The sequence below is a fragment of the Pelomonas margarita genome (assembly GCF_043555875.1).
GTDB classification, from domain to species: Bacteria; Pseudomonadota; Gammaproteobacteria; order Burkholderiales; family Burkholderiaceae_C; genus Pelomonas; species Pelomonas margarita.
This window is the reverse complement of the sequence record NZ_JBIGHW010000008.1, coordinates 103,536-130,301: the sequence shown is the minus strand read 5'-3', so window position 1 is coordinate 130,301 and position 26,766 is coordinate 103,536. Positions and strand designations below refer to the sequence as shown.

At 71.3% G+C, this 26,766-nt stretch carries 27 protein-coding genes; 11 read left to right on the top strand and 16 right to left on the bottom strand.

Annotated elements, in window-relative coordinates; all coding sequences use genetic code 11:
- The first annotated feature begins 138 nt into the window (after positions 1-138).
- The 11 genes from ACG0Z3_RS15555 (at position 139) to ACG0Z3_RS15505 (ending at position 13,718) form a co-directional block, all read left to right on the top strand.
- The gene (locus tag ACG0Z3_RS15555; RefSeq protein ID WP_394399001.1) at positions 139-465 is read left to right on the top strand and encodes a DUF2149 domain-containing protein; all 327 of its coding nucleotides are present in this window, start codon (positions 139-141) and stop codon (positions 463-465) included.
- Positions 462-4,418, top strand: coding sequence for a cobaltochelatase subunit CobN (gene cobN, locus ACG0Z3_RS15550; protein WP_394398999.1), 3,957 nt, complete (start codon positions 462-464; stop codon positions 4,416-4,418). The genes ACG0Z3_RS15555 and cobN overlap by 4 nt, the downstream gene beginning before the upstream one ends.
- Positions 4,415-6,475, top strand: coding sequence for a TonB-dependent receptor (locus tag ACG0Z3_RS15545; RefSeq protein WP_394398997.1), 2,061 nt, complete (start codon positions 4,415-4,417; stop codon positions 6,473-6,475). The genes cobN and ACG0Z3_RS15545 overlap by 4 nt, the downstream gene beginning before the upstream one ends.
- 8 nt (positions 6,476-6,483) lie before the next feature.
- Entirely contained in the window at positions 6,484-7,137 is a 654-nt protein-coding gene (bluB, locus tag ACG0Z3_RS15540) for a 5,6-dimethylbenzimidazole synthase (RefSeq protein ID WP_394398995.1), read from the top strand.
- Positions 7,138-7,144: 7 nt separating this feature from the next.
- On the top strand, positions 7,145-7,714 hold the full coding sequence (gene cobO / locus ACG0Z3_RS15535; protein WP_394398993.1) for a cob(I)yrinic acid a,c-diamide adenosyltransferase: 570 nt from the start codon (positions 7,145-7,147) through the stop codon (positions 7,712-7,714).
- Positions 7,715-7,716: 2 nt separating this feature from the next.
- Positions 7,717-8,043, top strand: coding sequence for a DUF1636 family protein (locus ACG0Z3_RS15530; RefSeq protein ID WP_394398991.1), 327 nt, complete (start codon positions 7,717-7,719; stop codon positions 8,041-8,043).
- A complete protein-coding gene (cbiB, locus tag ACG0Z3_RS15525; RefSeq protein ID WP_394398989.1) occupies positions 8,043-8,951 on the top strand; it encodes an adenosylcobinamide-phosphate synthase CbiB in 909 nt (302 codons plus the stop codon). The genes ACG0Z3_RS15530 and cbiB overlap by 1 nt, the downstream gene beginning before the upstream one ends.
- Entirely contained in the window at positions 8,948-9,925 is a 978-nt protein-coding gene (locus ACG0Z3_RS15520) for an aminotransferase class I/II-fold pyridoxal phosphate-dependent enzyme (RefSeq protein ID WP_394398987.1), read from the top strand. The genes cbiB and ACG0Z3_RS15520 overlap by 4 nt, the downstream gene beginning before the upstream one ends.
- A 70-nt stretch (positions 9,926-9,995) precedes the next feature.
- Positions 9,996-11,525, top strand: coding sequence for a cobyric acid synthase (locus tag ACG0Z3_RS15515; RefSeq protein ID WP_394398985.1), 1,530 nt, complete (start codon positions 9,996-9,998; stop codon positions 11,523-11,525).
- A gap of 9 nt (positions 11,526-11,534) precedes the next feature.
- Positions 11,535-12,584: a S1/P1 nuclease gene (locus tag ACG0Z3_RS15510; RefSeq protein ID WP_394398983.1), complete on the top strand. Its 1,050-nt coding sequence runs from the start codon at positions 11,535-11,537 to the stop codon at positions 12,582-12,584.
- Positions 12,585-12,644: 60 nt separating this feature from the next.
- Positions 12,645-13,718, top strand: coding sequence for a hypothetical protein (locus tag ACG0Z3_RS15505; protein ID WP_394398981.1), 1,074 nt, complete (start codon positions 12,645-12,647; stop codon positions 13,716-13,718).
- A 10-nt stretch (positions 13,719-13,728) separates the two neighbouring features.
- On the opposite strand, the gene ACG0Z3_RS15500 is transcribed toward ACG0Z3_RS15505, so the two are convergent.
- From ACG0Z3_RS15500 to ACG0Z3_RS15425, 16 genes are all read right to left on the bottom strand, one after another.
- The gene (locus ACG0Z3_RS15500; protein WP_394398979.1) at positions 13,729-13,980 is read right to left on the bottom strand and encodes a YfhL family 4Fe-4S dicluster ferredoxin; all 252 of its coding nucleotides are present in this window, start codon (positions 13,978-13,980) and stop codon (positions 13,729-13,731) included.
- A gap of 2 nt (positions 13,981-13,982) precedes the next feature.
- Positions 13,983-14,480, bottom strand: a complete 498-nt coding sequence (gene coaD, locus ACG0Z3_RS15495) for a pantetheine-phosphate adenylyltransferase (protein ID WP_394398977.1) — start codon at positions 14,478-14,480, stop codon at positions 13,983-13,985.
- A complete protein-coding gene (rsmD, locus tag ACG0Z3_RS15490) occupies positions 14,477-15,028 on the bottom strand; it encodes a 16S rRNA (guanine(966)-N(2))-methyltransferase RsmD (RefSeq protein ID WP_394398975.1) in 552 nt (183 codons plus the stop codon). Before rsmD ends, coaD begins: the two co-directional genes overlap by 4 nt.
- A gap of 27 nt (positions 15,029-15,055) precedes the next feature.
- On the bottom strand, positions 15,056-15,817 hold the full coding sequence (gene hisF / locus ACG0Z3_RS15485) for an imidazole glycerol phosphate synthase subunit HisF (RefSeq protein WP_394398973.1): 762 nt from the start codon (positions 15,815-15,817) through the stop codon (positions 15,056-15,058).
- Between the two features lie 86 nt (positions 15,818-15,903).
- Positions 15,904-16,653, bottom strand: a complete 750-nt coding sequence (gene hisA, locus ACG0Z3_RS15480) for a 1-(5-phosphoribosyl)-5-[(5-phosphoribosylamino)methylideneamino]imidazole-4-carboxamide isomerase (RefSeq protein ID WP_394398971.1) — start codon at positions 16,651-16,653, stop codon at positions 15,904-15,906.
- Between the two features lie 66 nt (positions 16,654-16,719).
- On the bottom strand, positions 16,720-17,367 hold the full coding sequence (hisH, locus tag ACG0Z3_RS15475) for an imidazole glycerol phosphate synthase subunit HisH (RefSeq protein WP_394398969.1): 648 nt from the start codon (positions 17,365-17,367) through the stop codon (positions 16,720-16,722).
- Positions 17,364-17,960 (bottom strand): imidazoleglycerol-phosphate dehydratase HisB, encoded by a 597-nt coding sequence (hisB, locus tag ACG0Z3_RS15470; protein WP_394398967.1) that lies wholly within the window; start codon positions 17,958-17,960, stop codon positions 17,364-17,366. Before hisB ends, hisH begins: the two co-directional genes overlap by 4 nt.
- Positions 17,957-19,039, bottom strand: a complete 1,083-nt coding sequence (gene hisC, locus ACG0Z3_RS15465; RefSeq protein ID WP_394398965.1) for a histidinol-phosphate transaminase — start codon at positions 19,037-19,039, stop codon at positions 17,957-17,959. Before hisC ends, hisB begins: the two co-directional genes overlap by 4 nt.
- Positions 19,036-19,482: a PIN domain-containing protein gene (locus ACG0Z3_RS15460; protein ID WP_394398963.1), complete on the bottom strand. Its 447-nt coding sequence runs from the start codon at positions 19,480-19,482 to the stop codon at positions 19,036-19,038. Before ACG0Z3_RS15460 ends, hisC begins: the two co-directional genes overlap by 4 nt.
- Before the next feature lie 133 nt (positions 19,483-19,615).
- Positions 19,616-19,828 carry a CopG family transcriptional regulator gene (locus ACG0Z3_RS15455; protein WP_394398961.1) on the bottom strand — a complete coding sequence of 71 codons (213 nt, stop codon included), beginning with the start codon at positions 19,826-19,828 and terminating at the stop codon, positions 19,616-19,618.
- A 47-nt stretch (positions 19,829-19,875) separates the two neighbouring features.
- Positions 19,876-20,721, bottom strand: a complete 846-nt coding sequence (locus ACG0Z3_RS15450; protein ID WP_394398959.1) for a hypothetical protein — start codon at positions 20,719-20,721, stop codon at positions 19,876-19,878.
- A gap of 22 nt (positions 20,722-20,743) precedes the next feature.
- Entirely contained in the window at positions 20,744-22,048 is a 1,305-nt protein-coding gene (gene hisD, locus ACG0Z3_RS15445) for a histidinol dehydrogenase (protein ID WP_394398957.1), read from the bottom strand.
- Positions 22,045-22,710: an ATP phosphoribosyltransferase gene (gene hisG, locus ACG0Z3_RS15440; RefSeq protein ID WP_394398955.1), complete on the bottom strand. Its 666-nt coding sequence runs from the start codon at positions 22,708-22,710 to the stop codon at positions 22,045-22,047. Before hisG ends, hisD begins: the two co-directional genes overlap by 4 nt.
- Positions 22,707-22,946, bottom strand: a complete 240-nt coding sequence (locus ACG0Z3_RS15435) for a BolA family protein (protein WP_394398953.1) — start codon at positions 22,944-22,946, stop codon at positions 22,707-22,709. The genes hisG and ACG0Z3_RS15435 overlap by 4 nt, the downstream gene beginning before the upstream one ends.
- An 81-nt stretch (positions 22,947-23,027) precedes the next feature.
- Entirely contained in the window at positions 23,028-26,027 is a 3,000-nt protein-coding gene (locus tag ACG0Z3_RS15430) for a sensor histidine kinase (protein WP_394398951.1), read from the bottom strand.
- Positions 25,997-26,650 carry a LuxR C-terminal-related transcriptional regulator gene (locus tag ACG0Z3_RS15425; protein WP_394398949.1) on the bottom strand — a complete coding sequence of 218 codons (654 nt, stop codon included), beginning with the start codon at positions 26,648-26,650 and terminating at the stop codon, positions 25,997-25,999. The genes ACG0Z3_RS15430 and ACG0Z3_RS15425 overlap by 31 nt, the downstream gene beginning before the upstream one ends.
- Positions 26,651-26,766: the final 116 nt, after the last annotated feature.

The window sequence follows — 26,766 nt, the reverse complement described above, 5'->3', positions numbered from 1 at the left end:
CCAAGGAGTACCTTGGCCGGTCCCCCGAGGGGACGGCGATGCATGCCGGATTGACCGGCACGCACATCACCCGATGGGCCGGCTTGGGAGCGGCCCGGCGCTCGGCCCGAACAACCCGTCTCGCCAGGGAGCGCGCGCATGAAACACCTGTCAATCCTCGCCGAGGAAGACGACGACCCGATGCTGTCGGCCGTCAACCTCGTGGACGTGTTCCTCGTGCTGGTGGTGGCGCTGCTGACCGCCGTGGCGCTGCAGCAGCAGGCGGCGGCCGACGAGAACGTCACCATCATCAAGCGCCCCGGCGAGCCCGACATGGAGATCGTCGTGCGCGAGAAGGGCCAGGAGGTCCGCTTCAAAGGCAACGGCGGCAGCAGCGAGGGCCAGGGCGTGCGCGCCGGCGTGGCCTACAAGCTGAAGGACGGCAACATCATCTACGTGCCCGAAGCCGGGGCCAGCCAGCCGTGAAGCGCCTGCTCCTGGCCGCCGCCCTGATGCTGGCGGCAGCGGCCGCACAGGCTGCGAACAACCTGCTGTTCATCACGCTGGACATCACGCCGCAGACCCGCCACGCGCTGATCGAACGAGAGGCCGCGGCGGCGGGCGTGACGGTTCAGTCGCTGGACTACCCGCTGCGCACCGCGGCGCTGGACAACGCCCAGACCCACGAGCTGCAACGCGCGCTGAAGGCCGCGAACGCGGTGTGGATAGACGCGCCGCACGCCAGCGTGGAGGCCAAACTGCAAAGCCTCGTCGGCGACGCCGTCACGCGCGCCGGCAAGCCCGCCACCTGGGTGCCGGCCGGCGAACCCGCAGCCGGCGACCGCAGCCTGCGCGCCTACCTGCAGGCCGGCGGCGTGGCCAACACGCGCGCGGCCTTCGCGCTGCTGAAGGGCGCCGCGCCCGACAGCCTGGCCGCACCGACGCTGCTGCCGCAACGTGGCATCTACCACCCCGGGCTGCCCGGACCGCAACCCCTCGTGGCCAACGCGCAAGACCTGGCCCGCTGGGCGCAGGGGCACGGCCAGGGCGACCGCCCGGCCGTGGCGCTGCTGCTGCACCGCTACCACTTCGTGCAGGGCGCCACCGGCTGGGTGGACGACTGGCTGCGCCGCTTCGAGCGCCAGGGCCTGTTCGCCTATGCGGTGTTCTCGTCGCACCTGGCCGGCGACGCGCTCGCGCCGCTGATGGAGCAGCCGGGCGGCAAGCCGCACGCCGCCATCATCGTCAACCACGCGCTGCTGCCACAGGCCGGCGCGCTGCAGCCGCTGTTCGAGCGCTGGCGCGTGCCGGTGCTGCAGACGCTGCCTTACCGCGCCGGCCCGGCCGCCGACTGGGAGGCCAGCGAGACGGGCCTCGGCATGAGCGACCTGCCCTTCTACTTCGCGCAGCCCGAGGGCGCCGGTGCCATCGACCCGCTGCTGGTGGTGGCCCACGGCGAACGCGGCCGCGAGCCGCGTCTCATCACGCGGCAAGCCGACGCCGTTGCGGCCAAGGCCCGCCATCTCATCACGCTGCAGCGCAAGCCGGTGGCCGACAAGCGGCTCGTCGCCTTCGTCTACAACTACCCGCCGGGCGGCGACCATTTCGGCGCCAGCTTCCTGAACGTGCCGCGCAGCCTGGAGAACGTGTCGCAGGGGCTGCTGAGCGCCGGCTACCACGTGCAGCCACTGGCCGAGGCGGAGTGGATCAGCAACCTGAAGCCGCTGATCGCCGCCTACTACCCCGGTGCCGACCTGCGCGCGCTGCTGGCCGCCGACCAGGCCGCCGCGCTGCCGGTGGCCGAGTACGAGGCCTGGTTCGCCACGCTGCCCGCCCAGTTGCGCCAGCGCATCCAGGCCCAGTGGGGCGCCCCGGGCAGCAGCCGCTACGTCATCGAACAGCACGGCCGCAAGGTGTTCGTCATCCCGCGGCTGCAGCGCGGCCACCTGAGCGTGCTGCCGCAGCCGCCGCGCGAGGAGACGCTCAAGCGCGGGCAGGACCCGTTCATGCACAAGAGCAAGACGCCCTTGTCGCACCACTACCTGGCCACCTACCTGTGGGCCCGCCAGGCCGACGCGCTGATCCACTTCGGCACGCACGGCACGCAGGAATGGGCGCCCGGCAAGCTGCGCGCGCTGGACGTGATGGACGAGGCGCTGCTGCCGCTGGGCGACGTGCCGGTCATCTACCCCTACATCGTCGACAACCTCGGCGAGGGCCTCACCGCCAAGCGCCGCGGCCGCGCGCTCATGGTGAGCCACCGCACGCCCAGCTTCGCGCCGGCCGGCTTCAACGCGCGCATGGCCCACATGCACGAGCTGATGCACGAATGGGAGACGGTGGACGCCGGCCCCACGCGCCAGGCGCTGGAGCGGCAGATGGTGGCGCAGTTCGTCGAGCACCAGCTGCACCGCGACCTGGGCTGGACGGCCGAGCAGATCGCCGCCAACTTCGCCGGCTTCCTGGAGCTGCTGCACCCCTGGCTGGACCGTCTGGCGCAAAGCTCGCAGCCTCAAGGGCTGGCGGTGTTCGGCCAGGTGCCCGATGTGGCCGCGCGCCGCACGACCATCCTGCAGATGCTGCGCCAGCCGCTCATCGACGCGCTGGGCGAGGACATCGACGAGGCCTTCCTCATCGACCACGAACGCGTGGCCGGCTCGCGGCCCGGGCGCTGGCTGGAGGTGGCGTTGAGGGACGCGCAGGCTGCCAGCGTGCTCGACCTCAGACCGCCCGAGCCCGACGGCTACGTGCCCAACCGCGCCGCGCGCAAGCCCATCGACAGCCCTGCGCTGCTGAAGCTGGCCGAGCGCGCGCAGGAACTGGAGCGGCGCCTCGCCACCGAGGGCGAGATGCCCGGCCTGCTGGCCGCGCTGGACGGCCGCTTCCTGCCCGCGGCCTACGGCGGCGACCCGCTGCGCAACCCCGACAGCCTGCCCACCGGCCGCAACCTCGCCGGGCTGGACCCGAACCGGCTGCCGACCAAGCAGGCCTACGAGGTGGCCAAGTCGCTGTTCGAGACCTGGTATGCCGAACAGGCGAGGCAAGGCCACGCGCCGAGCCGCCTCGCGCTCAGCCTGTGGGCCGGCGAGACGCTGCGCCACCAGGGGCTGATGGAGGCCCAGGCCTTGGTCGCGCTGGGCGTGGCGCCGGTGTGGGACGACAGCGGCCGGCCCACCGGCGTGAAGCTGCTGCCCGCCGCCGAGCTGAAGGGCGGGCGGCCACGCGTGGACGTGCTGCTCAGCATCACCGGCTCCTACCGCGACCAGTTCCCTGCGTTGATGGCCCTGCTGGACCAGGCCGTCGCTGCGGTGGCCACCGCCGAGCCCGACGGCAGCGTCGCCACGCACAGCGCCGCCGTCGCGGCCGAGTTGCGCAAGCAAGGCGTGCCCGCCGCCGACGCGCAGGCGCTGGGCCGTGCGCGCGTATTCGGCAACGCCACGGGCGACTACGGCACCGGCATCGCCGAGGCCGCGCAGGCCGACGGCCTGAAGGCCGGCGACGCGCGGCTGGGCCAGCTGTTCCTGCAGCGCATGAGCCAGCCTTATGTGAACGGCGAGCCGCTGAAGCTGTCGCGCCCCGCCGCGGCCGCGCAGGCGCTGGGCGCGCACCTGAAGCGCAGCGACGCCGCGCTGATGTCGCGCAGCTCGCACCTGTACTCCATGCTCAGCTCGGACGACCCGTTCCAGTACCTCGGCGGCCTGTCCGCCGCGGCGCGCGCGGCCGGCCGCAAGGAGGGCCTGTCGCTGCACGTCAGCCAGCTGCAGGACGCCAGCGAGACGCACACCGAGAGCGCGTCCCGCGGCATCGCGCTGGAGATGCAGACGCGCTACCTGCACCCCGGCTGGCTGAAGGCCCAGCAGGCCGAGGGCTGGGCCGGCACGCTGCAGGTGCTGAAGGCCGTGCAGTACACCTTCGGCTGGCAGGCCATCGCGCCCGAGACGGTGCGGCCCGACCACTGGCAGAGCCTGTTCGACAACCTCGTGCGCGACAAGCAGAACCTCGGCCTGCCGCAGTGGCTGCAACAGAACAAGCAGGCCTATGCGCAGGCACTGGAACGCATGATCCAGGCCGAGCGGCTGGGCTACTGGAAGCCCGATCAAGTCACCCGCGAGCAGCTCGCCGCCACCTACCGCACGCTGACGAAGGACGCGCCGCTGCATCAGGAACTGCACAGCGTGCGCCAGTGGGCAGCCGACCAGACGTTGGCGCCGGTGCGCGAGCTGGCGCGCCCCTCACCGCAGCCCGCCCCACAAGCCGCCGCCCCCGCCGAGCCGCCGCCCACGCGCGGCCTGCTGCTGGAGCGCCAGCAACCTCTCCCACCGCCCGCCACGCCGCTGGCCGACCGCCTGTCGCAGGCGCTCGCCTGGGTGGCAATGGCGCTGCTGATGAGCCTGGGCGCCGCCTGGCAGCACCGCCGCCGCCCGGCCACGACCGCATGAGAACCCCCCACCCCATCGCACTGGCCGCGCTGCTGCTGATCAGCACCGCCCAGGCCCAGGAACAACTCGACACCGTGCAGGTGCAAGGCCGCGCCCGGCTGGGCGCCGCCGACAGCGCGTCCGAAGGCGAGGTCAAGGCCGAGCGCCTGGAGCGCCGCCCGCTGCTGCGCCCGGCCGAACTGCTGGAGGCCATGCCGGGCATGCTGGTCACGCAGCACAGCGGCGACGGCAAGGCCAACCAGTACTTCCTGCGCGGCTTCAACCTCGACCACGGCAGCGACTTCGCGACCAGCGTGCTAGGCATGCCGGTCAACATGGCCAGCCATGCCCACGGCCAGGGCTACATGGACCTGAACTTCCTGATCCCGGAACTGGTGTCCAGCCTGCAGTACCGCAAGGGCAGCTACGCCACCGAGGACGGCGACTTCGTCACCACCGGCTCGGCCCGCGTGGCCTACCAGCGCCGGCTGGATGCGCCGTTCACCGAGGTGTCGCTGGGCGAGCATGGCTACCGCCGCGGCCTGGTGGCGGCCGACACGGCCGTCGGCCCCACGGGCGAATGGCGGCTGCTGGGTGCGCTGGAAGCCAGCCGCTACGACGGCCCCTGGGCCCAGCCCGAAGACCTGCACCGCGGCAACGGCGTGCTGCGCCTGTCCCGCGGTGACGCGGACAACGGCCTGGCGATCAGCCTGCTGAGCTACAGAGCACGTTGGCGTGCCAGCGAGCACGTGCCGGAGCGCGCCATAGCCAACGGCGAGATCGGGCGCTACGGCACGCTGCTCGCCAACGACGGCGGCGAGACCCACCGCCACAGCCTCAGCGCCGAATGGGCACGCAGCGACGCCGCGCAGGAATGGCGCGCCAGCGGCTACGTCGTCGACTACGGCCTGAACCTGTTTTCCGGCCCGTCCGGCTTCATCAACGGCGCCGACGGCGACCAGCACGAGCAGGCCGACCACCGCAAGCTGTGGGGTGGCCAGTTCAAGCACACGCTGCTGGCGCCGGCCCCCAACCTGGAACTGGGCTGGGGCCTGCAATGGCGCCACGACCGCATCGGCCAGCTCGGCCTCTACGACACGGTGAACCGCCAGCGCACGCACACCGTGCGCGAGGACCGGGTCGAGCAGGACCTGCTGGGCCTGTTCGGCGAGGCACGGTATCGCGTGACGCCCTGGCTGCGCGCCCACGCCGGCCTGCGCTGGGACCGCTTGAAGACGCGCAACGCGGCGCTGGCAGGCGAGTTCAACATGGCCAACGGCGGCCGCGCCAGCAAGACGCTGTGGAGCCCCAAGCTGGGCCTGATCGCCCGCGCCTCCGCCAACCTCGAGCTGTACGCGCAATGGAGCAAGGGCTTGCGCTCCAACGACGTGCGCGGCGCCACCAGCGCCACCAATCCCAACGACGGCGAGGCGCAGGCGCTGCTGCCGCTGCTGGCACGCACGCAGAGCCAGGAGGTGGGCCTGCGCACGCAGCCGGCGCGCGGCTGGAACAGCAGCCTCGTGCTGTGGCAGGCCAGGCTGGCGTCGGAGCTGGTGTTCGTCGGCGACGCCGGCGTGACCGAGGCGCGGGGCGCGTCGCGCCGCCGCGGGCTGGAGTGGTCCAACGACTTCGCGCCCTGGCCGTGGCTGCTGGTGGATGCCGACATGGCCTGGTCGCGCGCGTGCTTCGTCGCAGCAGAGAACGGCGGCAACCGCGTGCCCAACGCAGTGCCCTTCAACGCGTCGCTGGCCGCCACCGTGAAGCCGTCCGGCCCGTGGTTCGCCGGCGTCAAGCTGCGCTACATCGGCAGCTACGACCTGGAGGAAACCGGCCAGGAGACCTCGCGTGCCAACTGGACGGCCAACCTCAAGATGGGCTGGCGCTTCGCGGCGGGCCACGAGCTGAGCCTGGACGTGCTGAACCTGTTCGACCGTCGCGCCAACGACATCGAGTACTGGGGTGAGGCCTGCACGCGCGCCGAAGGCGCCGGTTGCGGTGGCGGCGAGGGCATTGCCGGCCGGCTGGTGCATCCGATGGAGCCGCGCGCCGTGCGCATCAGCTGGCGCGCCGCCTTCTGAAACCGACGATGGACGCACAGCACCACTTCGACGACGAGCAGCGCGACGCGGTCTACCGCGCCATCGCGCTGCGGCGCGACACGCGCCACTTCAAGCCCGGCCAGGCCGTGCCCGCGGCGCAGCTGCAGCGGCTGCTGCAGGCGCTGCACCAGGCGCCGTCGGTGGGGCTGATGCAGCCGTGGCGCGTCATCCGCATCACCGATGCCGCGCTGCGCGAGCAGATCGCCGCGTTGGTGGAAGCCGAGCGCCAGGCCACCGCCGCAGCGCTTGGCGAGCGCAGCGCCGAGTTCCTGCGCCTGAAGGTCGAGGGCCTGCGCGACTGCGCCGAGCTGCTGGCGCTGGTGCTGCCGCCTGACGACGGCACCGTGTTCGGCCGCCGCACACTGCCGCGCGAGATGGCGCTGTGCTCGGCCGGCTGCGCCGTGCAGAACCTCTGGCTGGCCGCGCGTGCGGAGAATCTGGGCCTGGGCTGGGTCTCGATGGTCGAGCCCGCGCCGCTGGCCGACCTCTTGCGCCTGCCCGCGGGCGCGCAGCCGCTGGGGCTGCTGTGCCTGGGGCCGGTCGAGCGCTTCTACGACGCACCGATGCTGGAGCAACAGGGCTGGCGCCAGGGCCGGCCGCTGTCCGAGCTGTTGATGGACAACCACTGGAACGAGGGCTAGAGCCGCCATGGAGATCGAACAACCACCCGTCGACCGCGAACGCATCATCCCCACCGGCGAGCGCCGCGGCCTGGTGCTGGTGCACACCGGCAAAGGCAAGGGCAAGAGCACGGCCGCCTTCGGCCTCGCGCTACGCGCGCACGGCCGCGGCAAGCCGGTGCTGATCTACCAGTTCATGAAGGTGCCGAGCGCCCGCTTCGGCGAGCACCGCATCTTCGAGAAGCTGGGCGTGCCCATCATCGGCCTGGGCGACGGCTTCTCGTGGAAGAGCAAGGACCTGGACCACAGCGCCGAGCTGGCCCGCGAAGGCTGGGCCCGCGCCGAGGCCACCATCCGCAGCGGCGACCATTTCCTCGTCGTGCTGGACGAGATCATGTACCCGCTGCGCTATGGCTGGGTGCCGCTGGAGCAGGTGCTCACCTGCCTGCGCGAACGGCCCACTCACGTGCACGTGGTGCTGACCGGCCGCGGCGCGCCGGATGAGCTGATAGCCCTGGCCGACACGGTGACCGAGATGACGATGGTGAAGCACCACTTCAAGGCCGGCGTGCCGGCGCAGCGGGGGATCGAGGATTGAGCGTGCTGACGATCTGCACGACCTGCAACGACGGCCAGGGCCAGGCGCTGCTGGAGGCCGTCGAGAACGAGGCGCTGGCGCGCGACTGCACGGTGCCCATCCGCGGCCAGGCCTGCATGGCCGCCTGCAAGCAGAGCTGCACGGCGGCGCTGCAGGGCATTGGCAAACAAAGCTATCTGTTCGGACAACTGGCGCCCGACGCGGTGAGCGTCGACGCGCTGCTGGACGTGGCCGTCCAGCATGCCGAATCCAGTGATGGCCTGCTCGCGTGGAGCCGCCGGCCCGCCTGTTTGAAAACCGGCCTGCTGGCCCGATTGCCGCCGTTGTGATGGCCTGGCTGCTGACCCTGTCCATCCTCATCGCCCTGCTGGTGGACCGCCTCGGCGAGCCGCCGGCGTGGATGCATCCGGTCGTCGGCATGGGGCGCTACCTGGGCCTGTTCAAGCTGACCCGACTGCCGCCGGCGCTCGCGTTCATCGCCGGTGCGCTGGCCTGGATCGCTGGCGCGGCGCTCGTCGCCTTCGTCGCGCTGTGGCTGGAGGGCTGGGTGCTGATGGCCCTGCAGCCCTGGGCGTCACCGCTGCGGCTTGCAGGCGCCGCGCTGCTGCTGGGCCTGCTGCTGAAGCCGCTGCTCGCGTGGCGCATGCTGGCCGACGAAGCGGTGGCCGTGGAGACGGCGCTGGCCGGGTCGCTGGACGCCGGCCGCGCGCGGCTGTCGCGCCTCGTCAGCCGCGACACGTCGGCGCTGACTGCCACCGAGGTGCGCGAGGCGGCCATCGAGACGCTGGCCGAGAACCTCAACGACTCGGTCGTCGCGCCGCTGTTCTGGTTCGCCATCCTGGGCCTGCCCGGCGCGGCGATCTACCGCTTCGCGAACACGGCCGATGCGATGTGGGGCTACCGCGACGAGCGCGAGTGGAGCGGCAAGTGGGCGGCGCGGGCGGACGACGTGCTGTCGTGGATTCCCGCGCGGCTGACGGCGCTACTCATCGCGCTGCCCTCGCTGCGGCTGCTGCGCGAAGCACGCCGCACGCCGTCGCCCAACAGCGGCTGGCCCATGGCCGCGATGGCGCTGCGGCTGGGCCTGCGGCTGGGCAAGCCGGGCGTCTACACGCTGAACGCCGACGGCCGGCAGCCCGCATCCGATGACCTGCAGGCGGCGCGCGCGGTGGCGTGGCACGCTGTGGCCCTGGGCGCCGCACTGATCGCCCTGCTCGCCTGGACATTGAGGTCATGAACCCTCCCCTGCTGCCCGAACACGGCGGCCCCGACGACGGGCCGACGGCGGCGTTCGATTTCTCCACCAACGCCAGCCCGCTGGGCCCGCCACCTGCGCTGCTGGCCGCCGTACAGGCGGCGGACCGGCGCCTGTACCCCGACCCGGCCTACCGCGCTCTGCGCCGCCGGCTGGGCCATGACGAGCTGGTGCTGCCCACCGCCGGCGGCGCCGAGGGCATACGCCGGCTGACGCTGGCCGCCCTGCTCGCCGGCCACCGCGAGGTGTGGGTGCCGCAGCCGGGCTTTGGCGACTACGCGCTGGCCGCGCGGGCGCTGGGCCTGGCCGTGAAGCCCTACGCCCTGCCCGCCGACATCACACCGCAAGCCCCCGCGCTGGTATGGATCTGCGAGCCCTGCAACCCGACTGGCGCGAGCGTGCCGGCCTGGCCGGCGCTGGACGGGCACATGGTCATCGTCGACCGCGCCTACGAGCCGCTGCGGCTGCAGGGCAGCACACCGGCGCTGCCGCCCGGCGCCTGGCAGCTCGTCTGCCCGAACAAGGCATTGGGGCTGACGGGCATCCGCGCCGGCTACGCCATCGCACCGGCCGCGGATGCGGTCTGGGCACATGCGCTGTCGCTGGCGCCGAGCTGGGTGCTGTCGGCCGAGGGCGTCGCGATGCTGACGCACTGGCCGAGCGACGACACGCAGCGATGGCTGGCCGACGCCCGCGCCACGCTGCGCGACTGGACCGCCGCGCAGCGCGCGCTGCTGGCCGACCTGGACTGGCAGCAACGCGCCAGCGACACCAACTTCTGGCTGGCCCGCCCCCCGCGGCCCGACTACGCGCTGCGGCTGCGCGAACGCGGCATCCGCGTGCGCGACGCGGCCTCGTTCGGGCTGGAAGGCTGGGTGCGCGTGTCGGCCCAGCCACCGGCCGCGCAGCAGGCGCTGCAGCAGGCCGTGCTTGAAATCGAGGGAGAAGATTCATGAGCCACGCTCGGCCGCCCGAATGGGCTCAACTCCCGCTTGGCGGGACAGCGCGCAGCGCGAAGGGTGCACCATGAGTCGAGGCAAGGCCGTCATGGTGCTGGGCACCACCAGCGGCGCCGGCAAGAGCTGGCTGGCCACGGCGCTGTGCCGCTGGTACGCGCGGCAGGGCCTGAAGGTGGCGCCGTTCAAGGCGCAGAACATGAGCAACAACGCGCGCGTCGTGCCAGGCCTGCCTGGCCCCTCTCTGCTGCGTACAGCAGCGGTCCCCCGAGGGGACGCCGCCGGGCTTGGGAGCGGCCCGGCGCCCGGCTACGGCCTGATGGGCGAGATCGGCAGCGCGCAGTACTTCCAGGCGCTGGCCGCACGCCGCGTGCCCGAGGTGCGCATGAACCCCGTGCTGCTCAAGCCCGAGGCCGACACGCAGAGCCAGGTCGTCGTGCTGGGCGAAGTGGATGCGCAGCTCTCCCGCATGCCGTGGCGGGAGCGCAGTGCGCTGCTCCAGCCCCACGCCCGTGCTGCGCTGCACGAGCTGCTGGGCGAGAACGACGTCGTCGTCATCGAGGGCGCCGGCTCGCCGGCCGAGATCAACCTGGCGCCCAGCGACTACGTGAACCTGGGCACGGCGCGCGACGCCCGCGCGGCCTGCCTGCTGGTGACGGATATCGACCGCGGCGGTGCCTTCGCCCACCTGTACGGCACGCACCAGCTGATGCCCGAGGACGTGCGCGCGCAAGTCCGGGGCTTCGTGCTGAACCGCTTCCGCGGCGACGCCGGCCTGCTGGCGCCCGGCCCCGAGCAGCTGCAGCAGCTGACCGGCGTGCCCACCATCGCCACGCTGCCGATGTGGCGCGGCCACGGGCTGCCCGAGGAGGACGGTGTGTTCGACGACGCCAGCACCGGCAGCGGGCTGCACATCGCCGTCATCGCCTACCCGCGGCTGTCCAATCTCGACGAATTCCAGCCGCTGCGCCAGCTGCCCGGCGTGCGCCTGAGCTGGGCGCGCGAACCGCGTGACCTTGTGGACGCTGACTGGGTCATCCTGCCCGGCAGCAAGGCCACGGCGGCCGACCTGGCCTGGCTACGCGCGCAGCGGCTGGATGCCGCGCTCAGCGCCCACCCCGGCCGTATCCTGGGCATCTGCGGTGGACTGCAGATGCTGGGCGAGGCGCTGGTGGACCCACACGGCCTGGACGGCAACGCGCCGGGACTGGGCCTGCTGCCGCTGGTGACCGTATTCGCGCCCGAGAAGCTGCTCAGCAACACGGCGCTGCGCTTCGACGCCGTCGGCGGCCCCTGGGCCGCGCTGGCCGGCGTGCAAACCACAGGCTACGAGATCCGCCACGGCCGCACGCAGCCGCACCCGGGCCTGCCAGCGCCGCAGGTCGCGCTGCGCAACGCGGCTGGCGAGCCCATCGGCTGGCAGGACTGCCGCGACGGCCGGGTGCTGGGCGTGTACGCCCACGGCCTGTTCGAGCAGCCGGCCGTGCTGCAAGCATTGTTCGGCCAGACCGGGCGGCCGCTGGACGCGGTATTCGACGGGCTGGCCGACTTTATCGACCAGCATTTCCAGGCAGGCAAGATAGCGGCCCTGATCGACTGAAGGATGTTCATGCGCCGCCTTTGTGCCGCCCTGCTGCTGAGCTGCAGCCTCACCTCCGCCGTGCACGCCTGGAGTGGCCAAGGCCACCAGACCATCGGCACGCTCACCACGCAACTCCTCGCCGGCACGCCGGCGGCCGCACGCGTCACGCAGCTGCTGGGCGACGTCACGCTGGCCCAGGTGAGCGTGTGGGCCGACTGCGCGCGCGGCATCGACCCGGCGCGCGACTTCGACTACACCACCCGCGGCCGCTACGCTGAATGCGCGCCCTTCGAGACCGAGGCCGGCATCGCCGAGCTGCGCGCCTTCGTGCAACGCAACCTGCGGCAATGCAACCCGGCCCCCGGCGCCGAGGACTGCCACCGCGGCTACCACTATGCCAACCTGGCCTACCAGCGCACTCGCTACCAGCCCGGCATCACCGGCGCCCGGCCGGACGACATCGTCGGCGCGGCGGTGGCGGCCATACGCGTGCTGCAGGGCGAGCCGTCACCGGCACCGTTCGGCTTTGCGTCGCCGCGCGAGGCGCTGCTGGTGCTGGCCCATGTGGTGGGCGACCTGCACCAGCCGCTGCACGTGGGCTCCGTCTACTTGGACGCCCAGGGCCAGCCCGTGGATCCCGACGAGACCGGCCTGGACCGCGCCACCTTCACGCGCGGCAGCAACCAGCTCGTCATCCCGGCTCGCCCGCCCACCGGCGCGGCCGGCTTGGCGGCCGTGGCGGCCGGCTGGCGCATGCCCAACCTGCACAGCGTGTGGGACAACGTGCCGGCCACGCTGGCGTCCGAGGGTGTCGACGCGCCCTGGCTGGGCGCGGCACGGCAGGTCGAGCCCACGGCAGGCGCGCTGACGAGCTGGCCCGCCCAGTGGGCTGAGCAGTCGCTGGCGCAGGCCCGCGCGGCGCTGGCTGGCCTGAGCTACGGACCGCGCCAGGGCGAGGTCTGGCCCACCACGCTGCCGGCCGGCTACGAGGAGCGGATGGCCGAGATCAAGCGCCGCCAGCTGACCCTGGCTGCTGCGCGCCTGGCGGCAGTGCTGCGCGCGGTGTTCGCGAACTAGGTATTGCCGGTCGCGCGGCGGGCCGCTCCACTGGCGGCCCTATGTTGACGATCTGCCACGATGCCCCTGCCGCGCCTCGCCACTGCCTGCCTGCTCGGGCTCATCACCGCCACGGCCGTCGCCGCCCCGCCGGCACCCGACCCCGCTCTGCTGCAGGCCAGCATCGTGCTCGCCGGCTTCGACCGCCTGGATGCCGGCTGTGCCGGGCGCTACAGCGCGGCCCAGCAGGCCCAGCTGCAGCGCTGGCGGGACGAGCAGGCCGTGGATGCCGTGCGGGAGCGCATCTACGCCTGGCGCACCGGCGCCGGCACCGCCGCTGCAATGGAAAGCGCTGCCACCCGCATCGTGCAACTGGCGCGCAGCCAAGGCGCGAGCGACTGCAGCGCCGCACTCGCGCTGGCCCAGTTGCCGGAAGCGCAGTTCTCCCGCATTGCGCCGCTGGCTCCGCCGCCGCGTGAGGCCGCTGCCCCGGCTACGCCCACCACGCGTGCCGAGCTGTCCGTCGGCCCGGGCGCCGACGTCGCCGACATCGACAGCTTCGGCTTTGCCACGCGTCCCAAGATGGGTCTGGGCGGCTTTATCGCGCTGGACGTCTACCCGGTCGTGCTGTTCAAGAACGGTGAGCTGCTGACCGAGGTGCGCGGCCTGCGCCATGCCGGCGGGCTGGCCGCACACCGCGCCGCCAAGCCGGACGCCTGGAGCCGCTGGCGCCGCCACGGCGGCCAGTTGCAGGCGCTCAAGGGTGGCCAGTGGACCGCCCTGCCCTTCAGCAAGACCTACGCGCGCCTGCCGGCCAACCTGGCGCTGAACGGCCACTATCGCAGCACCGCCGGCACCGGTAACCTCGCGGCCGGCGGCAGCCAGTCGGTCACGGTGGTGGACGAGTACCGCTTCAGCCCCGGCGGCCGCGTGCTGCGCCATGGCACGGTGGGCAGCACGGGCCAGGCAGGCAGCACCGCCGTCACCACACAGGGCGGCCCGAGCGAGCGCGCCGGCCGCTACCACATGGACGGCCTGCTGCTGCACATCGACTACGAAGACGGCTCGCGCGAGCAGCGCGTGCTGATCACCGACCCTGACCAGCCCGGCAGCACGCTGTGGCTGGACGGCGCGGCCTACATCCCGCGGCGCTGAGGCCGCAGGCTCAAGCGGCCGTGGTCAACCGCTCGTACTTCTGCAGCAACGCCTCGCGGCTTTCGATGTGAGCGGGGTTGACCGGGATGCAGGCCACGGGGCACAGGGTCACGCACTGCGGCTCGTCGAAATGGCCCACGCACTCGGTGCACTTGGACGGCTCGATCTTGTAGAACTCCTCGCCCATGCTGATCGCGTTGTTCGGGCAGGCGGGTTCGCAGACATCGCAGTTGATGCACTCGTCAGTAATCATCAACGCCACGATCAGCGCTCCTTGAACTTGTCGTTCAGCCGAGCCAGCACGCCGGGCGACACGAACTCGGCCACCTCGCCGCCCAGCGTCGCGATCTCGCGCACAAAGGTGCTGGACGTGTACTGGTGGTGTTCGCCGGGGGTCAGGAAGATCGTCTCGACCTCGGGCATCAGCTTGCGGTTCATGCCGGCCATCTGGAACTCGTACTCGAAGTCGCCGCCGGTGCGCAGGCCGCGCACGACGACGCGGCCGGCATGCGCCCGCACGAAGTCACGCAGCAGGCCGTCGAAGGCGATGACCTCCACGTTGCCAAGTTCTGCCGCCACATCCTGCGCCATCGCCAGCCGCTCATCGAGCGAGAACATGGTCTTCTTGTGATGCCCGACCGCAACGGCCAGCACCAGCCGCTCGAACATGCCGGCGGCGCGGCGCATCAGGTCCTCATGGCCCAGCGTGATGGGATCGAAGGTGCCGGGGTAGATGGCGGTGATCGTGGTGCGGCTCGTCATGATGCTGAATTGTCCTCGCGCCGCAGCAAGTGGTAGTGCACCGCGCCCGCACGCCCCTGGCGCCATGCGGTGAAGCCGGCCGGCGGGGTGATGTCGTGCGGTGCTTCGACGTAGATCAGCCCGCCCTCGGCCAGCAGCGGCGTAGCGGCCGCCAGCGCGGCGTCGAACAGGTCGACGGCGAAGGGCGGGTCGAGCAGGATGAGGTCGAACGTGGCGCGCGGCGCGGCGCGCATCCACGCCAGCGCATCGGCCGTGTGGACGGTCATCGTCGTCGCCTTCAGCCGCTGCACGCTGGCGCGCAGGCCGGCGGCGAGCCTGGCATCACGCTCGACGAGCACGACCTCGGCAGCGTCCCGCGACGCCGCCTCGAAGCCCAGCGCGCCACTGCCGGTGAACGCGTCCAGCACGCGCCAGCCGGTCAGCGTCTGGCCTAACCAGTTGAACAGCGTCTCGCGGATACGGTCGGACGTGGGCCGCAGGCCCGGCGCGTCGGGCACGGGCAGCTTGGAGCGCTTCCACTGCCCGCCAATGATTCGGATCTCACCCATAGCCGCATTGTCTGCGGCACCCGCCGTTCACTGGCGTACCGGGATGCCGCGCGCGGCCATCAAGGCCTTGGCCTCGCCCACCGTGTGCTGGCCGAAGTGGAAGATGCTGGCAGCCAGCACGGCATCGGCGCCGCCCTTGGTGATGCCGTCGGCCAGGTCGTCCAGCCCGCCGACGCCACCCGACGCGATGACGGGCACAGGCACCGCATCGCTCACGGCGCGGGTCAGCGCGAGGTCGAAGCCGCTCTTGGTGCCGTCGCGGTCCATGCTGGTCAGCAGGATCTCGCCAGCACCGTACTCGGCCATCTTCTTCGCCCACTCGACGGCATCAAGGCCCACGTTCTTGCGACCGCCGTGCGTGTAGACGTCCCAACCGGAGCCATCGGCACGACGCTTGGCGTCAATGGCGACGACGATGCACTGCGCGCCGTAACGGTCGCTGGCGGCGCGGATCAGCTCGGGGTCGGCCACAGCGGCGGAGTTGAACGACACCTTGTCGGCGCCCGCGTTCAGCAGCCGGCGCACGTCGGCCACGGCGCGCACGCCGCCGCCCACGGTCAGCGGGATGAAGACCTTGGAGGCCACGTCTTCGATGATGTGCAGGATGAGATCGCGGCCGTCGCTGGTCGCGGTGATGTCGAGGAAGGTGAGTTCGTCGGCGCCCTGCTCGTTGTAACGGGCGGCGATGTCCACCGGGTCGCCGGCGTCACGCAGGCCGACGAAGTTGACACCCTTGACGACGCGACCGGCGGTCACGTCCAGGCAGGGAATGATGCGTTTGGCGAGCATGTCAGCGGCGCGTGGCCGTCCAGAGCCGCTGACGCGCCCCCTCGGGGGGCAGCGAGCGAAGTGAGCGTGGGGGCTGCTGCTGCATGTCAGGCTTGCGCCGCCATCAGCTCGTCCGCACGAGCCTGGCCGGCGGCGAAGTCGAGATCGCCCGTGTAGATGGAGCGGCCGCAGATGACGCCTTCGACACCGTCGCCGAACACCGCGCACAGGCGCTCGATGTCGGTGATGTTGGACAGGCCGCCCGATGCGATGACGGGGATGGTCAGCGCCTGGGCCAGCTTGACGGTGGCCTCGATATTGATGCCGGTCAGCATGCCGTCGCGGCCGATGTCGGTGTAGATGATGCCTTCGACGCCGTAGTCCTGGAACTTCTGGCCCATGTCGATGACTTCATGGCCGGTCAGCTTGCTCCAGCCGTCGGTGGCAACCTTGCCGTCCTTGGCGTCCAGGCCCACGATGATGTGGCCGCCGAAGGCGCTGCAGGCGTCCTTCAGGAAGCCGGGGTTCTTCACCGCGGCCGTGCCGATGATGACGTAGCTCAGGCCGTCGTCGAGGTAGCGCTCGATGGTGTCGAGGTCACGGATGCCGCCGCCGAGCTGGATGGGGATCTCGTCGCCCACCTCCTTGATGATGGCCTTGATGGCCGCCTCGTTGACCGGCTTGCCCGCGAAGGCGCCGTTCAGGTCCACCAGGTGAAGGCGCCGTGCGCCGGCATCCACCCAGCGGCGGGCCATCGCGGCGGGGTCTTCGCCGAAGGTGGTGGAGTCATTCATGTCGCCTTGCTTGAGGCGGACGCAGCGACCGTCTTTCAGGTCGATGGCAGGGATCAGCAGCATGGCCGGTGGCGGTGGGACTGGAGGGGGAGGAAGGGGGACGAGAAAGCGCGGACCGTGGGGAGGCGGTCAGGGGTTCCAGTGAAGGAAATTGCGATAGAGCGCAAGGCCCAGCGCGGCACTTTTCTCGGGGTGGAATTGAGTCGCAAAAATGTTATCCCGCGCGATTGCACAGGTAAAGCGCAGGCCGTAGTCGGTCTCGCCGGCACTGTGTTCGGGCTGGGCCGTCGTCGCGTAGAAGCTGTGTACGAAGTAGAACCAGCTCTCGTCCGGGATGCCGTTCCAGACCGGGTGCGGGCGCGGCTGGTGCACGCGGTTCCAGCCCATCTGCGGCACCTTGAAGCGGCTGCCATCTTCCTGCAGCCGGCCTTCGAGACGGAAGCGCTGCACGCGGCCCGGGATGAGGCCCAGGCCCGGCGTGTCCTGCTCCTCGCTGTGGTCCAGCAGCATCTGCATGCCCACGCACACACCCAGCAGCGGCTTGGTGGCGGCGGCTTCCAGCACGGCTTCCTTGGCGCCCGATGCGGCCAGTTCGGCCATGCAGTCGCGCATTGCGCCCTGGCCAGGGAGCACGACGCGCTCGGCGGCGCGGATGACCTCGGGGTCGCAGGTGATCACGACGTCAATGCCCTGCCCTTCGGCGGCGTGGATGACGGCCTGCGACACCGAGCGCAGGTTGCCCATGCCGTAGTCCACCACGGCGACGGTCTTCGTCACAGCGAGCCTTTCGTGGACGGGATGACGCCGGCCGAGCGCGGGTCCAGCGTCGTGGCCATGCGCAGTGCGCGGCCGAAGGCCTTGAACATGGTCTCGGCCTGGTGGTGGGCGTTGTGGCCCTTCAGGTTGTCGATGTGCACCGTGGCCAGCGCGGCGTTGGCGAAGCCCTGGAAGAACTCGAAGGTCAGCTGCGTGTCGAAGGCGCCGATGCTGCCGGCCGTGAACTTGCAGTCCATGTGCAGGCCGGGGCGGCCAGACAGGTCGATGACGACGCGCGACAGCGCCTCGTCCAGCGGCACATAGCTGTGGCCGTAGCGCGTCAGGCCCGCCTTGTCGCCCACCGCCTTGGCGATGGCCAGGCCCAGCGTGATGCCGACGTCTTCCACCGTGTGGTGGCCGTCGATGTGCAGGTCGCCGTCGCAGTGGATGTCCAGGTCGATGAGGCCGTGGCGGGCGATCTGGTCCAGCATGTGGTCGAAGAAGCCGATGCCGGTGTGCAGCTTGGACTGGCCGGTGCCGTCGAGGTTGATGCGCACGGTGATGCGCGTCTCGCGGGTGTTGCGGGTGACTTCGGCGGTGCGTTCGGTGCTCATGACAGGCAACTCGTAAGTTCGGCGAGGAGACGGGTGTTTTCGTCGGGCGTCCCGACCGTGAAGCGCAGGCAGTTCGCGAGCAAGGGGTGCAGGGCGGAGACGTTCTTGATCAGCACGCCCCGCGCCTTGAGCGCCGCAAAGGTGGCGGCAGCATCGGGCACCCTCGCGAGAATCATATTGCCCTGACTGGGCCAGGCGTGGACGCCCGGCAGCGCCTGCAGCGCCGCGAACAGGCGCTCGCGCTGCTGGCGTAACTCGGCGGCCTGGGCAGCGTAGACGTCGGCATGCTCCAGCGCGAACAGCGCGGCCTCGGCGTTCAGCACGCTGATGTTGTAGGGCGGGCGCAGCTTCTCGATCTGGTCCACCAGCTCGGCCGCACCGAGCAGGTAGCCGATGCGCACGCCAGCCAAGCCGAACTTGCTCATCGTGCGCATGACCAGCACATTCTTCTGGCGGGCCATCAGCGCGAGGCTGTCCTGGCTGGCGAACGGCTGGTAGGCCTCGTCCATGACGACCAGCCCCGGCGCCGCCTGGGCGATGCGCTCGATGACGGCGGCATCCCACAGCGTGGCCGTGGGGTTGTTGGGATAGGCCAGGTAGATCAGCGCCGGCTGGTGCTTGGCGATGGCCGCCAGCATGGCCGGCTCGTCGAGCTGGAAGTCGTCGGCGCGCAGCGGCACGCCAATGAAGTCCAGCCGCTGCTGCTTCGCAAAGGCCTCGTACATGACGAAGCCCGGCACCGGCGCCAGCACGGCCGCGCCGGGCCGGGCGACGGCAATGCTGAGCAGGCCGATGAGCTCGTCCGAGCCGTTGCCCAGCGTGACGCCAACCTCGTCGTCCACGCCGGCATGGCGCGCCAGCGCACGGGCCAGCAGCGCGGTGCGCTCGGCCGGGTAGCGGTTCAGCGCGACGGCAGCGAGGCGCTCGCCCAGCGCCTGCTGCAACGCGGGCGGCAGACGGTAGGGGTTCTCCATCGCGTCCATCTTCAGCACGCCGTGGCTGGGCTGCACGACGTACGCATGCGCCGCGCGCACGTCGGGGCGGATCTGGGCAAGGGCTTGGTCGAGGGCAGTGGTCATGGCGCGGTAGGAACGGAGGCAACCAGGGGGTTGAGGACTTGCACGCTGTCGTACTGCGCCTCATGCGGCAGCGCCAGGCTGAGCAGGCGCGTGCAGCCCTGCGCCTTGGCGCTGGCCACGACGAGGGCATCGGCAAACGGCAGGCCGAAGCGGCTCTCCAGCGACCAGGCGGACTCCACCGTGGCCTGGTCCGCGCCCCAAGGGCGCCAATGCTGGTAGCGGCGCACCTCGGCGCGCACATCGCCCTGCGGCATGGGCGGGTTCACGCGCTGGGTGGCCAGCAGGTAGAAATCGTTCAGCACCTGCACCGACACGCGGCCCGTGCGCGTGGCCCACAGCGTGCGCAGCCACACCAACACCTGCTCGCGCTCGGCCGGGCGGGCGCCGTCCTCGCTGAACAGCAGTACGGAGGTATCAACGAACACGGGGGCAGTGAAATTCATGTCAATGCATTCACGGGTCGAGCGCCGGGCCGCTCCCAAGCCGGCCCGTCATGGCGATGTGCTTGCGGCTCAACGCCGCATGCATCGCCGTCCCCTCGGGGGACCGGCCAACGTACCCGTTGGACGAGGGGCTTCATGTTCTGCCGGGATAGGGCTGGCCGTCGGACGACCACGACCGCTCGCGGTGCAGCCAGTCCTGCAGCGCGCGCTCATAGGCGTCGTCGTGCTGCATCTTCTCGGCAAGCAACTCGCCCAATAGCCGCGAGACGCTGGTGTTGCGCCGCGCGGCCTCCAGCCGCGACCACTCGGCCACGGCATCGTCCATCGACACGGTGACGTTCTTCATGGCCTGAAGATTACACGAAGTTCGTGTTGCACGAACTTCGTGTCTTATCAAGGCCGATACCAGAGCTCGGGCTTGTCCAGCGGCGTCTGCGGTGGCAGCTGCGGGTTGCTCAGCTCGATGATGCGCCGCTCGCCCAGGCGGGCGCGGGCCAGGTCGGCCCCGTGGTGCTGGGCGAACAGCTGGTCGAACACGCCCGTGGCGCGCAGGCGCTGCAGGCCCAGCTCCAGTGCCGCCGCCAGCTCGGTCGCCTCGGGTGCCACGAAGTAGTACACGGCCGCCGGATAGCGCAGGCACAGCTGCGGCACGACGACCAGGCCCTGGCCGTAGCGGTCCAGCTCCCACCAGATTTCCTCGACGGAGCGCGGGAAGGCGTCGGCCCGGCCCAGCCGCAGCTGCCTGAACATGACGTCGTGGCTGGGCGATGTGACGACATTCAGGCTGTTGGCCTGCAGCACGCCTGCATCCGGCCACTCCAGGCCCTGCAGCATGGAGAACTGGCGCAGCTCCGCCAGCGTGCGCACCGCGCTCAGGCGCGCCGCCTGCTCGGGCAGGGCCAGCAGCAGCCGCCAGCCGAACAGCCCCTTGAAGATAGGGATGCGGATGGGCCGGGCCTGGCGCTCGCGCTCCACGGAGGTCATGGTCCACACCACGTCCAGCCGGCTGTCGGCCCCCAGCTCCAGCAGCGCGCGCTGCTGCGGGATGTAATCGGCCGTAGGCTCCAGCGTCGCAGGCATGCTGGCGGCGGCCAGCGCCTGCGCCAGCAGCACGGCCGGGTAACTCTGCCCGGACGACGCCTTGGCCGACACGCGCGGTATGCGCAGCCGCAGCGGCGCGCCGCGGGCGGCCGCCAGCGGCGCTGCCGCAGCTGCCAGCATCAGGTCACGGCGACGCATGCCGGCAGCGCCCCTGACGATCTCAGCCCTTGAGGCGCAGCTCAGCCGCGCGGGCATGGGCTTGCAGGCCCTCGCCATGGGCCAGCACGCTGGCGATGCGGCCCAGCACCTGGGCGCCCTGCTCGCTGACCTCGATGAGGCTGCTGCGCTTCTGGAAGTCGTAGACGCCCAGCGGCGACGAGAAGCGCGCCGTGCTGGCCGTGGGCAGCACGTGGTTGGGGCCTGCGCAGTAGTCGCCCAGGCTCTCGCTGGTGTAGGCGCCCATGAAGATGGCGCCGGCATGGCGCAGCAGCGGTTCCCAGCGGGCCGGCTCGGCGGCGCTGATCTCCAGGTGCTCGGGCGCGATGCTGTTGCTGATCTCGCAGGCCTCTTCCATCGAGCGCGTGTGGATCAGTGCGCCGCGACCCTGCAGCGACGCGCGGATGACGGCCTCGCGCGGCAGCTGTGGGGCAAGGCGCTCCATGCTGGCCTGCACCGCGGCCAGGAAGGCGGCGTCCGGGCTCAGCAGGATGCTCTGCGCGAGCTCGTCGTGCTCGGCCTGGCTGAACAGGTCCATCGCCACCCAGTCCGGCGGCGTCGTGCCATCGGCGATGACGAGGATCTCGCTGGGACCGGCAATCATGTCGATGCCGACCTGGCCGAACACATGCTTCTTGGCCGAGGCCACGTAGGCATTGCCCGGGCCGGTGATCTTGTCGACGCGCGGGATGGTCGCCGTGCCATAGGCCAGCGCCGCCACGGCCTGCGCACCACCGATGGTGAACACGCGGTGCACGCCGGCCACGGCTGCGGCGGCCAGCACCAGCGGGTTGCGCACGCCGTCCGGCGTGGGCACGACCATGATGATGTCGGGCACGCCGGCTACGTGGGCGGGGATGGCGTTCATCAGCACGCTACTCGGGTAGGCGGCCTTGCCGCCCGGCACGTAGATGCCCACGCGGTCCAGCGGCGTAACCTTCTGGCCCAGCAGCGTGCCGTCCTCGTCGCGGTAGCTCCAGCTGCGGCCCGAGGCCTCCAGCTGGCGCTCGTGATAGGCGCGCACGCGCTTCGCGGCGGCCTGCAGCGCGTCGCGCTGGGCGGGCGTGATGGAGGCGAGCGCAGTCTGCAGTTCGGCCTGCGTGATCTCCAGCGCGGCCATGTCGGCGGCCTGCACGCGGTCAAAGCGGGCGGTGTAGTCCAGCACAGCGGCATCGCCGCGCTGTTGCACGTCGGCCAGGATCTCGGCGACGCGGCCCTCGATGGCGGCATCCGTCTCCGCCGACCAATGGCGCAGGCGCTCGAACTCGGTGGCGAAGTCGGCGGCGGCGGTCGAGAGTTGGCGAATCATGCTGTTGCCGCGGCGAAGGCGTCGATGAGGGGGCGAAGCAGGTCGCGCTTGAGCTTGAGCGCGGCCTGGTTGACGACGAGGCGGGACGAGATGTCCATGATCTGCTCCACCTCGACCAGCTTGTTCGCGCGCAGCGTGCCGCCGGTGGAGACGAGGTCGACGATGGACTCGGCCAGGCCGGTCAGCGGCGCCAGCTCCATCGAGCCGTAGAGCTTGATGAGGTCCACGTGCACGCCCTTGTCGGCGAAGTGCTGGCGCGCGATCTCGGTGTACTTGGTGGCCACGCGGATGCGCGAGCCCTGCTTCACGGCGGCGGCGTAGTCGAAGTCGGCGCGCACCGCCACGCTCATGCGGCAGCGAGCGATCTTCAGGTCCAGCGGCTGGTACAGGCCGTGCGAGCCGCCCTCGGCCAGCGCCTGCTCGTGCAGCACGTCGCGGCCGGCCACGCCGAGGTCGGCACCGCCGTACTGCACGTAGGTCGGCACGTCGCTGGCGCGCACCATCACGATGCGCACGCCGTCGCGGTTGGTCGGCAGGATGAGCTTGCGCGAGGTCTCGGGGTCTTCCAGCACCTCGATGCCGGCGGCGCGCAGCAGCGGCAGCGTCTCCTCGAAGATGCGGCCCTTGGACAGCGCCAGGGTCAGGCCTTGGCTCGTGCTCATTGCGCGAACTCCTCGGGCGTCAGCGTCTTCATCGACAGCGCATGGATCTGCTCGCGCATGCGATCGCCAAGCGCCGCGTAGACGCGCTGGTGGCGCTTGATGCGGGTGAGGCCCGTGAACTCCGCCGACACGATGGTGGCGAAGAAATGACGGCCGTCGCCCTCGACTTCCAGATGCGCGCAGGGCAGGCCTGCGGCAATGAAATCGCGCACTTCTTGCGGGGTCGGGTCGGCCATGGATATCGGTCCTCGGGGAAACCCGGGATTTTAGGGGCCTGCCCCGATGCAGCCGATCTGCAGGGTTCGCAACCGCCAAGCTCAGCCGGCGTCCCGCGCGTAGGCCACGCCCGCCTTGATGCGCAGCGACACGCGCGCGCCATGGCCAGGCTGGCTGGTCACCCGGAACTGCGCCCCGATGCGCTGGGCCCGCTCGCGCATGCCCAGCAGGCCGAAATGGCCCGCCAGGCCGGCGGGGTCCGAGCCGGCGCGGGGCAGCCCCACGCCGTCGTCGCGCACGGTGATCTCCAGCCACTGGCGCCCGTAGTCGACCTGCACATCCACGGTGGTCGCGTTGGCATGTCGGGCCGCGTTGAACAGCGCCTCGCTGACGATGCACAGGATCTCGTCGAAGGCACTCGGCTGAAGTTGGCGGCGCGTGCCCTGGCTGGAGACGCCGACCCTGGTGCCGTCTGAAAAGGGCTGCTCGGCGATCAGGCGCCGAAGTTCGTCCTCCAGGTCGCTGGCGTCGACGCGCCGCAGCCCCTGCAACCGGTCGCGCCCTTCCACGACGACCGCTTCGGCCCGGTCCAGGGCCTGGTTCATGGCCTGGCGCACCTGCGGCTGGCCATGCAGGCGGTCGGCCACCGACTGGAACCGCAGGATCAGCCCCTGCACGCTCTGCAGCAGCGTGTCGTGCATTTCACGAGCGATGCGCTCACGCTCGCGGGCGCGCTCCTCGCCCCGCTCGCGAAGGCGTGACAGGATCTGCCGCAGCCGCGCCAGATAGAGCCCGTACAACAACAGCAGGCTCAAGCCCGCCACCATGAGCTTGAAGCCCAGGGACTGGGTGAACGTGGCCGGGATGGTCAGCGTCACCTCCGCAGGCTGCACGGCCCAGACACCATCGTGGTTGCTGGCCGTGACTTCGAATCGATAGCTGCCGGGCCCAAGGTCGGACAGCAGCGCCTCGCGCTGGCTGTCCGGCGGGCTCCATGTGCCGCCGAGGCCCACCAGGCGGTGGCGGAACTTGACGCGCTCCGGCACGCTCAGGCTGGGCGCCGTGAAGGCAATGCGCACCGTGGTGGTCCCGGCCGGCAGCACAAGGCTGGGCATGGCTTCGAAGCGCTGGTCGCCCACCTGGACGGCACGCACAACGACGGGTGGCGGCACAGGGTTCGGCACGAGGCCTGCCGGGTTCACGCGCATCAGGTGGCGGCGCGTCAGGAACCAGACGCGGCCATCCCCGCCCACCGCCACCTGGGCACCGGGCGCCTTCTGCACGAAGCTGCTCAGCCCGTCGCTGAAGTCCAAGATCCGCGCCGCAACGGCGGCACCGGGCCGCTGCAAGGCACGGGCCAGTTCGTCGGAGCGCAGCCGCACGACACCGGCATCGCCGATGGCCCAGGTGTCGCCCCCGGACGTCTGCGCCAGGCCGTTGAGAGACGCGGCCCAAGGGTGGGTCTCACCCGGCAACTGCGCCCCGCCCGACGTGCCGGCCAGGGCCAGGCCCCGGTGGCCGCTCAGCAGCACGCCGGGGCCGGCGGCCAGCAGACCTTCCACGCCGCCAGCCGGCGACTGCGTCGCATCGACAGCATCGAAGGGCCGCTCCCCCTGCGGCGGCCGGCCGCGGAACAGCACCACCGCGCGCCCCCGGCCATCCACGGTCGCATTGGCCGGCAGCGAGGGCGAGGGCGTCGCCTCGGGCCAGCGCTGCCAGCGCCCGCGCTGTTGCCAGTGAAGCCCGGTCTCCAGCGCCGGCATCCACAGGCGGCCCGAGGCGTCTTGCGCACAGCCGTAGGCCGTGGTGCCTGCCGGCTTGACATGCCGCGTGACCGACGCTCCCGCCACCTGCAACACCCGGTCGGCCAGGAACAGCCACACCCCCCGACCCATGGCCGTGCACAGCGCCTCGGCCGGCGTGTCGTAGCCCAGCACCCGCACGGGGTGCCCGCCCGGCGCGATGGCATAGAGCGCCTGCGCATCGGCAACATAGACCGTGCCGTCATTCGCACGCGCCATCGTGTAGCTTGTCGGCGAGTTGCTCGGCACCCCATGCTCGATGGCGATGCTGGCGGGCCGCAGCATGTCCAGCCCGAGTTCCGTGCCTATCCAGAGATTGCCTTCACGGTCCTGGAACAGGGCGCGCGCGGTGTCGGAGGTCAGGCCGGCCGTGGCGTCGAGCGACGTCACGCGCTGCGCCGCCGGCCAGGGCTGGCCAGGCACCCGCACCCGCAGCACGCCGCTGTTCCAGGTCGTCATCCAGAGGTCGCCCTGCCGGTCGAACAGCAGCCGTGCGCCGCCCACCGGGCTGGGATGGGGAAAAAACGTCTCGGAGCCTGCCGGCGGATTCAGCGCACGGGTGCCGCGCCGGTCGGAGATCCACAGTTGCCCCTGCGCATCCTCGGACAGGTTGGCCCGGGGCGTCAGGCCTTGCTCGACGACCGTGAAACGGGCGTCTGCAGGTCGGCGGCGCGCAATCGCGTTGGAAAGAACGACCCAGAGCGTCCCGTCCCGGGCGAACAGCAGGCTCCACACCTGCTGGGCCGGCAATCCACTCTCGGTGCCGAACTCCTGCCACCCGCCCTGGTGAAAGCGGGCCAGCATGCGGTCGCTGCGACCGCCCCGCGCCACCCAGACCTCGCCGTCCGGGCCCTCCTGGATGTCGTTCACCTCGCGCGACGGGTGCGGCATCTGCGCATCGACCAGTTCACCGCCCCGCCAGCGCGCCATGCCGCGTCCGCGCGCCAGCCCCACCCAGAGGTCACCGGACCGCATCGCTCGCAGGCTGGACACGACGAGGCGTTGCGATCCGGGCGCTCGCAGGCGCACGGATTCGAAACTCACCCCATCGAAACGAAACAGCCCCTCGACGCTGCCTATCCACAGGAAGCCATCATGGGTCTGGCTGATGGAGTTGATGCGGCTCGGCGCGCCCCGGTCGATGGACCATGCCACGTGCTTGAACTCACTCAGCGCCGCAGCCGGCGCCGCCAGGGCCGCAGCCGCCCAGACCCACAGGCAGGGCAGCAGGCACCATGAAGGCCAGCGCGCTGACAGGACGCGCTCGATCAGCGAAGGGTGGCGGTGGGCAGGCGACATCGTGGCGGCGGCATGATAGGTCGCACCTGGAGCGGTGCCTCTGCCGTCACCCAGCCGCACCGGATCGAACGCGCCACCAGCGCAGTGCGCGTGCGAGTCTCGGTCTTGGCCAGCATGGCCTTCACATGCGTCTTCACCGTTCCGACGGCGATCTGCAGATGCCCGGCGATGGTCTTGTTGTCCAGCCCCTGGCAGAGCAGTTCGAGCACGCGCTGCTCGCCGCGCGTCAGGACGGCGGGCATCACGGCGTCGGCGAGCAGCCCCGTGACGGTGGGGCAGAAGTAGTTGCCGCCGCTGCGCAGGGCCGCGACGGCTCGAAGCAACTCACCCGCGCTGCCCTCGGCACTGATGCAGCCCTGCGTGCCGACCTGCAGCAGCGATCGGACCTTGTACACGGTCAGCCCGCCTTCCACGACCAGCACGGGCACGTCGTGCGGCTGCCGCATCGCCTGCTGATAGTCGGTGACCAGCACCGGCTGGCCAACTGCGGCGGCCAGCGCCAGCGGCGCGTCGTCGACGGCGGGGTCGGCCAGCATGGCCAGGATGCCGGCAGCCAGCAGCGGATGCCCGTGCAGGACGCTCACGCCGAGGGCAGCGTGGCGGCGGGCGTCGACGGCGGGCATCGAGGCGTGCGAGGGTCGCGGCACAGACATGCGCCCATGCTGGACCGTGCAAGCGCGCACCAACAGCCCCCAACGAGTGATTCCCCCTTACCCGAAAGAGTCAACGCACCGCATCG